The sequence below is a fragment of the Brevundimonas sp. 374 genome, from assembly GCF_900102995.1.
Taxonomy (GTDB): domain Bacteria; phylum Pseudomonadota; class Alphaproteobacteria; order Caulobacterales; family Caulobacteraceae; genus Brevundimonas; species Brevundimonas vesicularis_C.
Map to the genome: position 1 here is coordinate 1,511,784 of NZ_FNKT01000001.1, position 9,846 is coordinate 1,521,629.

Annotated in this window: 8 protein-coding genes; 1 reads left to right on the forward strand and 7 read right to left on the reverse strand. The window is 64.5% G+C overall.

The genetic code is table 11. The features are described 5' to 3' along the window. Positions 1-31 precede the first annotated feature (31 nt). Positions 32-553 carry a translation initiation factor IF-3 gene (gene infC / locus BLR19_RS07420; protein WP_055752751.1) on the reverse strand — a complete coding sequence of 174 codons (522 nt, stop codon included), beginning with the start codon at positions 551-553 and terminating at the stop codon, positions 32-34. Between the two features lie 125 nt (positions 554-678). Continuing rightward, a complete protein-coding gene (locus tag BLR19_RS07425; protein ID WP_091748945.1) occupies positions 679-1,656 on the reverse strand; it encodes a glycosyltransferase family 9 protein in 978 nt (325 codons plus the stop codon). A gap of 71 nt (positions 1,657-1,727) precedes the next feature. On the opposite strand from BLR19_RS07425, the gene BLR19_RS07430 reads away from it, so the two are divergent. Continuing rightward, positions 1,728-2,468 carry an alpha/beta fold hydrolase gene (locus BLR19_RS07430; protein ID WP_091748947.1) on the forward strand — a complete coding sequence of 247 codons (741 nt, stop codon included), beginning with the start codon at positions 1,728-1,730 and terminating at the stop codon, positions 2,466-2,468. A 1-nt stretch (position 2,469) separates the two neighbouring features. On the opposite strand, the gene aguB is transcribed toward BLR19_RS07430, so the two are convergent. The 5 genes from aguB to BLR19_RS07455 form a co-directional block, all read right to left on the reverse strand. Further along, positions 2,470-3,333: an N-carbamoylputrescine amidase gene (gene aguB, locus BLR19_RS07435; protein WP_091748950.1), complete on the reverse strand. Its 864-nt coding sequence runs from the start codon at positions 3,331-3,333 to the stop codon at positions 2,470-2,472. Beyond that, positions 3,330-4,349, reverse strand: coding sequence for an agmatine deiminase family protein (locus BLR19_RS07440; protein ID WP_091748953.1), 1,020 nt, complete (start codon positions 4,347-4,349; stop codon positions 3,330-3,332). The genes aguB and BLR19_RS07440 overlap by 4 nt, the downstream gene beginning before the upstream one ends. 132 nt (positions 4,350-4,481) lie before the next feature. Continuing rightward, positions 4,482-7,805, reverse strand: a complete 3,324-nt coding sequence (locus BLR19_RS07445) for a TonB-dependent receptor (RefSeq protein ID WP_091748957.1) — start codon at positions 7,803-7,805, stop codon at positions 4,482-4,484. Between the two features lie 168 nt (positions 7,806-7,973). Further along, positions 7,974-9,104: a capsular biosynthesis protein gene (locus BLR19_RS07450; protein WP_091749209.1), complete on the reverse strand. Its 1,131-nt coding sequence runs from the start codon at positions 9,102-9,104 to the stop codon at positions 7,974-7,976. A 520-nt stretch (positions 9,105-9,624) separates the two neighbouring features. Continuing rightward, positions 9,625-9,846, reverse strand: a 222-nt coding sequence (locus BLR19_RS07455; RefSeq protein ID WP_176758287.1) for an OmpA family protein, incomplete at its 5' end; no start/stop codon positions are given.

The following is a 9,846-nucleotide window of genomic DNA, read 5'->3' on the forward strand; positions in this document are numbered from 1 at the left end:
GGGGCGTTTCGTATTCAGCGATGGATCGCGATCAGCGCGGGGCCAGGATCATGATCATCTGGCGGCCTTCCATCTTGGGCGAGAACTCGACCTTGGCGACTTCGTCGAAGTCGGCCTGAACCTTGTTCAGCAGCTTCATGCCCAGTTCGGGGTGGGCCATTTCACGACCGCGGAAGCGCAGGGTGACCTTGACCTTGTCGCCTTCCTCGAAGAAGCGGTGCATGGCCTTGGCCTTCACCTCATAGTCGTGGGTGTCGATGTTCGGACGGAGTTTGATCTCCTTCAGTTCGACGACCTTCTGGCGCTTGCGCTGCTCGGCCTTCTTCTTCTGTTCCTGGAAACGGTGCTTGCCGTAATCGAGGATCTTGGCCACCGGCGGCTCGGAGGTGGAGACGATCTCGACCAGGTCCATCCCGGCTTCCTCGGCGGCTTCCAGAGCAGCGGAGGTGGGCATGACGCCCTGTTTTTCGCCGTTCTGGTCGATGAGCAGAACGCGAGGGGCGCGGATATCCTGGTTCATACGCGGCCCGTCTTTCACGGGTGGCGCTTGCATGGGACGGCGAATGGGCGTCGTTTCCTTATGTGGTCAGAGAAGGCGTATGTCGTGATGAGCGAATGCACGCGGCGATCGCCACGTTCCCCTCAAGGCCGGCAATATGCGCCGCGAGCCCCGATTTTTCAAGGGTTCGCAGGCGTTTCGACGATGTAGGCGTCATGCAGCGCCAGCACCGCGTCGAAGACGTGATCCACCGTTAGGTCCTCGATCGGCGCGAACTGGCCGCGCGTCTCGTTGGACGCCGCCGTGCGCGTCTTGGGTCCCCACGGTCCATACAGCCACCACTCGGTCGGACCGAACAGACCCAGGGTCGGCCGGCCCAGCGCCGCCGACACGTGCATCAGACCCGAATCGTTGCCGACGAACAGATCGGCCCGATCGATGGCGGCGGCCGAGGCCAGGATGTCGCCCTTGCCGACGAAATCGATGCCGCGCCCTCCTTGCTCAGAATGGCCCGCCGCCTCCAAAGCCGGGGTCGCCGGCGGCCGGTCGCCCGGCCCGCCCACCGGCATGAAGCGCCAGCCGTCGAAGCGCGGCTCGGCCTTCAGCTTCTCGACCAGCGCGCCCCAGCGGTCGGCGGGCCAGCTCTTGCCCGGCTGGTGCGCGATGGGCGCAAGCGCAATGATCCGACCGGGCCCCGTGCCGCCCGCCAGCTGCGGATCGATCACGGCGGCGGCCTCGGCCCGCGCCTGATCGTCCAGGAAGATTTCGGGATCCAGCGGCGTCGGCGACCCCATCAGCCGCGACACCATCTCGACCTTGCGCAGGCCCGTCTCCCACGAGCGGTTATAGACGATGCGCCGCTTCGCGGGGATCAGATAGCTGAGCGCCGAACCCCGGATGTCGATGACCAGATCCCAGCGCGTGCCGACGACCTGTTTCCACAGATCGAGCCAGTGGCCAGACAGCTTCTTCTTGTCCAGCACGATGGTGCGCACCACGCCGGGCGCATTGCGGAAGAAGGGCGCGGGCGGCCGACCGCACGCGACGGTGATCTCGGCCCCCGGGACCTGACGCGCGATCTCGCGGATCACGCCGGACGAGATGACGCAGTCGCCGATGCGGTTGGAGGTGACGAACAGAACCTGGGGTGCGGACATGGGTCTGTGTTCCGCCATCGCGCGTCGCGGTCAAGGGTGACGACGGCGGAAAGTCCGGGCAGAACATCCGCATGAGCGACATCCAGCACCAGTCCCGCCCCGACGGCGAAACCCTGGCCTTCAAACGCGTCGACGGCGACGGCCCGACCGTGATCTGGGTCGGCGGCTTCCGTTCGGACATGGAGGGGACAAAGGCCCTGGCCCTGGACGTCGCCGCGCGCGAACGCGGCTGGAACTTCGTCCGCTACGACCATTTCGCCCATGGCCAGTCCTCCGGCGACTGGAGACAGGCCACCATCGGCCGCTGGCGCGAGGACGCCGTCGCCCTGATCGACAGCCTGTCCGGCCCGGTCATCCCGGTCGGCTCCTCGATGGGCGGCTGGGTCTCGCTGCTGGCGACCCTGGCGCGGCCGGACCGGATCCAGGGCCTGGTCCTGGTCAATCCGGCCCAGGACTTCACCGATCGGCTGATGTGGCCCGGCCTGGCGGACCACGAGCGCCAGGCCATCCTGCGCGAGGGCGAAACCCTGATCGTCGAGGAGGGTCTGGGCGAATATGCCCTGACGCGGCGCATGTTCGAGGAGGCGCGTCACTGGCTGCTGCTGGACGGCGTGATCGACATCGCCGCCCCGGTTCATATCCTGCAAGGCCGCGCCGACGACGTCGTGCCCTGGCGACATCAGGTCGAGCTGGTCGAACGGCTGACGGGCGGCGACGTGCGCCTGGACCTAATCGAGGGCGGCGATCACCGGCTTTCGTCGCCGGCAGACCTCGACCGACTGGTCGCGGCGGTCGAGGCGATGCGGGGGTAGATCAGCCCCTACCCGTCAGCGCCCCGTACAGGTCCGTCCGGCGATCGCGGAAGAAGCCCCAGGCCGCGCGGTATTTGTCCAGTTCGTCCAGGTCGAAGCGGTGCACCAACACCCCCTCCTCCTCGGCGCCCAGTTGCTCGACCAGTTCGCCCTGCTGGTCGGCGATGAAGGAATGGCCGTAGAAGGTCTGGCCGACCTCGGTTACGCGCTCATGACCGATCCGGTTGGCGCCGACGACCGGCACGGCGTTCGACACCGCATGGCCCTGCATGGCGCGCCGCCACGGCTCGGCCGTGTGCAGGGTCGCATCATGCGGCTCGGTGCCGATGGCGGTCGGGTACATCAGGACATCGGCGCCCATCAGCATCATCGCCCGCGCCGCTTCCGGGAACCACTGGTCCCAGCAGATGCCGACCCCGACCTTGCCGAAGCGAGTCTTCCAGACCTTGAAACCCGTATCGCCCGGCCGGAAATAGTATTTCTCCTGATAGCCGGGGCCGTCGGGGATATGGCTCTTGCGATAGACGCCCAGCGCCTCGCCGTCGGCGTCCAGCATGACCAGCGAGTTGTAATACTGCGGCCCGTCCTTTTCGAAGATCGAGACTGGGATGGCCACGCCCAGCTCCTTGGCGACCGGCGCCATGGCCGTGACGCACGGGTGTTCGCGCCATTCATAGGCCTGGGTGAACCAGTGCTCTTCCTGCGAGACGCAGAAATATGGCCCCTGGAACAACTCCGACGGCAGGATCACCTGCGCGCCCCGCCCCGCCGCCTCGCGCACGAACGCGATGGTCTTGTCGATGTTCGCCTGCATGTCCTCGCCATACGAGGTCTGGATGCCGGCGACAGTGATGTTGCGGGTCATGCGGGCTCCTGCTGGGAGATGCAGTGGAACGAGCCGCCGCCGGTCAGGACGGCGTTGGACGGCAGCGGAATGATCTCGCGATCGGGAAAGGCATCCTTCAACGCCTGGCAGGCCATGTCGGCGGCGCGCACATCGCCATAGGTAGGCACGATCACCGCGCCGTTGGCGATCAGGAAGTTCATGTGGCTGGCCGGGATCGGGCGCTCGTCCGCGTCCAGCACCAGCCCCGGCGACGGGATGCGCAGGACCTTCAGCCGACGGCCCGCCGCATCGGTCACGGCGGCCAGATCGCGCGCCGTCGCGTCATAGACGTCGGCGTTGACGTCGTTCGTCCCCCAGGCGATCGGGCAGGCGACCACGCCCGGCGCGACGAATCGCGCCAGATTATCGACGTGCCCGTCGGTATGATCGTTCAGCAAACCGTCGCCCAGCCACACCACCACCTTGGCGCCGACCGCATTCTCCAGCGCCGCCGCCGCGACGGCCTCATCCTGGTTCCAGGCGGGATTGCGGTTCGGGTTCAGCAGGCACTGGCGCGTGGTCAGGACGGTCCCCTCCCCGTCGTGATCCAGCGACCCGCCCTCCATGACAAAGTCGTTCCAGGTCAGGTCCACGCCCGCATGTCGGCCGATCTGTCCGGCGACCAGATCGTCGCCCGGCATGTCGTATTTCCCGCCCCAGCCGTTGAACTTGAAGGCCGCGGCCGTTTTGGATCCCGCGCCGAAGATCGGCCCGGTGTCGCGCAGCCAGACGTCGCCGAACTCGCCGGCCACGACCTCGACATTGGCCACACCCGCAAAACGCGCTTGGGCGTCGGCCAGCGCCTCGGCCTTGCCGACCATCAGCTTGACCTGCTCGCGGCCCGGGCCAGCCAGAGCCCGCACCAGACCCTCGACCTCGTCCTGCGCCTGATCCAGCGCCTCGAACCAATATTCCGCATGGCTGGGCCAACCCACCCACATGGCGCGGTGCGGCGCCCATTCTGCGGGGATAGCGGCAACAGTCGGATCGGTCATGCGGGCATCCTCAAGAAGGGCCGAACTGGGAGCCGCGCCATATGGCCCCAAGCGCCCCCGACTTCAACGTCAGCCACGAAAAAGGGCGGCCCGCGAACGGACCGCCCTTCGTCGTTTCAGTCAGACGTACCCTTAGAAGGAGTAGCGGACGCCGACCTTGATCTGCCAGACCGAGTTCGTGCCGAAGGTTGCCGGCGTACGGTCCTGGAAGCTGTTGTAGGTATAGAACTGGTTGCCCGTGCGCGTCGCCGTGACGTTGTTCGACGTATACGGGAACGGGATCTGTTGGATCACGCCCCATTCGTCGTTCAGCAGGTTGCCCAGGTTTTCGATGTCCATATAGCCGACCAGCTTGGCGCCGCCGGGGAAGAAGGCCGGCAGTTCCTGCTCGATGTGCATATCGACGGTGGTCACATAGGGCGACTTGAAGGCGTTACGCGGGGCAATCGAACCCGCATAGTCGATCAGACCCGTACGCTTCAGGAAGGCGTTGAACGCGGCCAGGTCGAACGGCGTGGTCACGCCGCCCGAGGTCGTCGAGCCGTAACGCACCAGCGGGTCGCTCGTCGCTGTCACGTTTCCGCTGGAGTCGACTTGCGGCACGTAGAGCAGCTGACGCTGGGTGGTGATGTACTCGCCAGTCAGCGACGCCGGGCTGGTGCCGAAGGTGTAGCTGAACGGCAGACCCGAACGGCGCTGCGCATACATGTTGATGCGGGTGCGGTAGTCGCCGAAGAAGGCGCGCGAATAGCTGACGTTCAGCTTCAGCGCGTGCTCGATCTCATAGTTCGAGGTCGTCAGGGCCGGGTCGTTCGGGTCCGACAGGGCGATGTTGCCGTAGTTTGAGCTGGCGGTCGACGACGTAGCCGGCGAACGGTCGGTTACATCCAGGTAGGTGTAGGACAGGTTGAAGCCCGCACCTTCCAGCAGACCGTCGTACCAGTCTTTGCCCAGAGCGACAGCGAACTGATCCGTCTGGCCGCCATTGAAGTTGGTCATCATCAGGACCTGTTGGCCGGTACGGGTCGGGTTCGGACCGAAGACCGGGCGACCGTCAGGAGCCGTGCCGTTCTGGGTGCGCGCCAGCGACAGATCGACCCAACCGATCGCGTCCTGCAGTTCCGAGTGCACATATTCGGCCGTCAAGTTCCAGCCCTCGCCCATGCGGAAGCGGCTGAGATCGAACGCCTTAGTCGCGCCGATCGAGGTCTTCCAGATGGAGGGCGTCTTGAAGGCCGGATCGATCAGATTGATGTTGCCGGTGCCCTGATTGGCGCTGGCGGTCACGGCAGTCTGAGCGACAGGTTTGACGGCAAGACCATCGACGTTCGTCAACGCGGCCTGCTGCGCGGCGGAGCAGACGGGGAAGGCGGATGCGAACTGCGATTGATACGTCGAGCTGATCTTACACTGGAACGAGCCGATCAGGTTGCCGGGGTTCGAATAGGAGTTCGAGATCCAGACGTTCGGCGAACCGCCCTGGAAGCGACCGAAGCCGCCATACACCGTCACATCCCACGGCGCGCGCCAGTTAAAGGCGAAGCGCGGCTGCAGAATGCCGACGCCGTCCAGATTCTTGTCGTTGCCAAAGCCGAAGCGCTGGACAAACCCGGGGTTCAGGAGCGGCTTGTCATCCGACGTATAGAGGTCGTAGCGCAGGCCGGCCGTAACCGTCAGGTTCGGCGTCGCCGTCCATTCGTCCTGGAAGTAGAAGCTGTTCTGAGCGTAGCTGAACGAGGCGGCGCCATCGGCCTTGTTGTTCGTGGCGGCGTTCGAATAGCCGATCGAGGCGGCCTGGCGCGCTTGGAAGCTGGCGATCGAGTCGAATTCGTATTCAGCGTTCGCGACCTGCACGAACAGGTTGAAGATATCCTGTTCTTCACGCTCGATGCCCGCCGTGAAGCGGTGGCCGAAGCCGGCGTCATACTTGCCGACGAAGCGGTACTGCGTCGTATCGACCGTCAGGGCGTTGGCGTGGCGCGAGCGCTCCGGTCCGAAGCGGATCGAGCGACGAACGCCGGTTTGGGCGCCGTAGGGGGAGTCCAGATAGACCTGCATGGCGGCGAAGTCGTTGCCGGCCAGGCCTTGCGAGATGTTTTCGACTTCCTTGCGCGTGAAGGAGAACTCGGTCGAGAAACGGTCGGTCCAGTCGGAGAACAGCTGAGCCTTGTAGGCCTTCAGGTTCGTGACGATCTCATAGGCCGAAGACAGCAGTCCGACCGAGATGTTGTTGCCGCTGGTCGTCGTATTGTTCAGGCGCAGGTCGCTGCCTTCGGTCTGTTGGTAGGAGACGACGGCGCGATGGCGATCGTTGATGTTCCAGTCCAGCTTGGCGAAGTATTTCTCGTCATAGGTTTCCAGCGCGCCCGCACGCCAGTCCAGCGGATCGTAGCCATAGACGGTCGTGGCGATCTGACGAACCTGATCGATCTGAGCCTGGGTGATGCCCTGGGCCTCGTTGGGCAGACCGGCGCCTTGCGGACCGGACAGAACGGGCGTGGCGCTCTCGAACTTTTCGTAGTTCAGAAGGAAGAACAGCCGGTCCTTGATGATCGGACCGCTGAGCGTAGCGCCCCAGGTCTTTTCCTCGAACTCGCCGACAACCGAGCGGTTCTGACGTTGGCCGGTGACGAAGTCTTCATAGCTGAAGGTTTCGCCGCGCAGGTCCTGGTCGGTCTTCTCGTAGAAGAGTTCACCGTGGAAGTCGTTGCCACCGGACTTGGTGACCGAGTTGACCACGCCGCCAGTGAAGGAGCCGTATTGAACGCCGTACGGCGCCACATCGACGCTGACCGCCTGGATGACCGAACGCGAGATCGGCGAACCCAGCGTGGGGTAGCCGTTCTGGTTCAGACCGAAATCGTCGTTCTGGCGCACGCCGTCGATCAGGATGGCGTTGAAACGCGTGTTTTGGCCGCCGATCGACAGGGCGTCGTTGTTGGTGGGGTCCACCGTGGCGAACGGCGTGGTGCGAACAATGTCCTTGATGTCGCGACCGATCGACGGAAGCGTCTCGATGTCCGCCAGGTTCAGGTTGCTGCGCGGCGAGGTGCGCAGACCGCCGGAGCGGACGCCCGTAACCACGACATCGGCCACTTGTGAGGCGCTGTCCGCAGCACCGGCCACAACCAGTTCAACCGATGCCGGAGTGCCGATACCGATGGTCGCGACCTGAGCGACCGCATCGCCCGCCGACGAGGTGCTGCGAACGGTGTAGGGGCCGCCGACGCGCAGACCGCGCGACGAGAACGAGCCGTTCTGATCCGTAACGGTCGTCGAAGTGGTGCCCGACGGCTCGTGGGTCACCGTCACGGTCGCGCCCGCGACCGGCGCGCCGGCCGCGTCATAGACAGCACCCGAGATGCCGCCCGTCGTTTCTTGGGCATACACCGCCGTCGAGGCGGACATCATGATGGCGACGGCCGAAGCGCCGTACGCCAGTTTGCGGAAGGTCATTAAGCTATCCCCAGCTGGTGGACCGAAAATGGTCGAGGACATGTTCCGGACATGTCGCAATCCAGCCCCCTCTAGGGCGGATGTCAGAACCTAGGGCGACAGTTATGTAACGGTAATATGACAGCGACAGAGGGTGGTGTCGGCGCCACACTGGTTAGGGATTGCGACCTAGTCCGTCGCGCGTTCGAACACGTCGGCGATCCCGTTGGCGGTCGGAATGATCGCATGGGGCTCGTGATAGTTGCCGTTCACCTGGCTTTGGGCGATCACGTGAGCGCGGAAGCGCGTGAACAGCCTGCTGTCCGGGGCCTCGGGATCGCTCCAGAAGACGTCCAGCGGCTTCTGATCGGTCAATCCCTCGAAATCGAAGAAGGCGTCTCCCAGCACCTTGACCGGCGTATGGAAACCCAGCGCCGACAAGGCGGCGCTGGAGTTGTTGACCACCATACCTTGCGAGGCGCGGCACAGGGCCGCAAGGTTGCCGCCATCGATGAAATCGACACGGCCGGCGACGCCATGCCGCTCAGCAAGACGCAGCGTAATGGCGCGCAGATTGACCAGGCCGGGATCAAGCGGATGGTTCTTCACGACCAGACGCGTCTTCGGCGGCGCCTTGGCGGCGAAACTAGCGATCACCGCCGTGAGGAAGGCGCGGTTGTCGCAATAGCGCGAATAGCGCAGCAGCTGCGCATCGCCCTCGCGCTGCAGACACGCGATGAAGAAGTCGCCCTTCGCCTTTATGACGTCGGCGTCGCAGTTTTCAGCCCGTCTGAACGCCAGACTCAAATAGCGCCGGATATGACCGAGGCATTGGTCCAGCGGCGAGAAGACGTAAGGCGCGCTGTAGTTTGGGAACAGAGCTTTTCCCGCCACCTGCACCGTGTGGTAGGCGCTGATATTGGCGACGTGATGCGGCAGGATTTTTCCCACCGTAAACGGTTCAGGCAGCAGTGGCGCAGGCTCAGGATAGCCGCCCTTGAACCGCGGCAGGGCGCTCGAGCCATTGACGCCGTTTCGCTCGACCGTGATCCAGTCGGGACGGAAATAGCCGTTTTCCAATACCCAGACGCGCGCTTGCAAACGGTCAGACGCCGCCAGGACCGCTCGGTTGTACTCTCCGGCCTCGCCAAACAGGATTATGTCGGTGAACGCCGAGGCGAACTCGATCAACCCTTCGGTCCATGCCTTCGCCGTGTCCTTGAACACAATGCCCCCGGACCGACGCCAGTTCATCGCGTCGCCGGCGTTGAAGATCATGCGGTTCACAATCGCGCCCCGCGCCTCAAGAACCGAGGCCATCACCGGACCGAATCGCCCAAACGGCGCCGAAACGATCAGGAAGCGACGACCCGCTAAGGCGGTCGGACCGAACTTTCTTACGGCCGGGAAGGCGGAAATCGTCGCCGATTGCGAAGGCCGCGACGCCTGCAATCTCGGGCGTACCTCGGGACGCACCGCATCGCCGCGAAGCCGATATCTGCGCCGACGTCTTGCCGACAGAAGTCTGGAGGATGATCGCAAATCCACCATCACGCCTATCCTCCATCCGCCACCGAGGCGTGCATTGCTGCGCTCCGGCTGCGACCGAGATGTCTGTGATTAAGGATCATCGCCATGCTTGTGTCCCGCAGTTTGGACGCGATCAATTGAAATCGCTCAAGTCCCGGGGATTTTGAAACGCAGAACGGTTGGCGTTGCTTTATGGCACCAAAACCGCCGCCGCCCAAAGGGCGACGGCGGCATGATGTTGTCAAATCGACGAACTTCATGACCTCGGGAGCGCCGGGCCGGATGAACCGCACCGGCGCACCTTCGGGTCTTAGAAGTTGATGTCGATGGTCGCGCGGCGGTTGAGCGGTTCGCGCACACCGTCGGCGGTCGGCTTGGCCAGGTTGGTCTCGCCCTTGCCGTCGAGGGCGATGACGCCGCCGTTGACGCCCGAGGCGACCAGCGCGTCCGCGACGGTGCGCGAACGACGGTTGGACAGACCCAGGTTATAGGCGGCCGAACCCGAGGTGTCGGTGTAGCCGACGATCAGGAC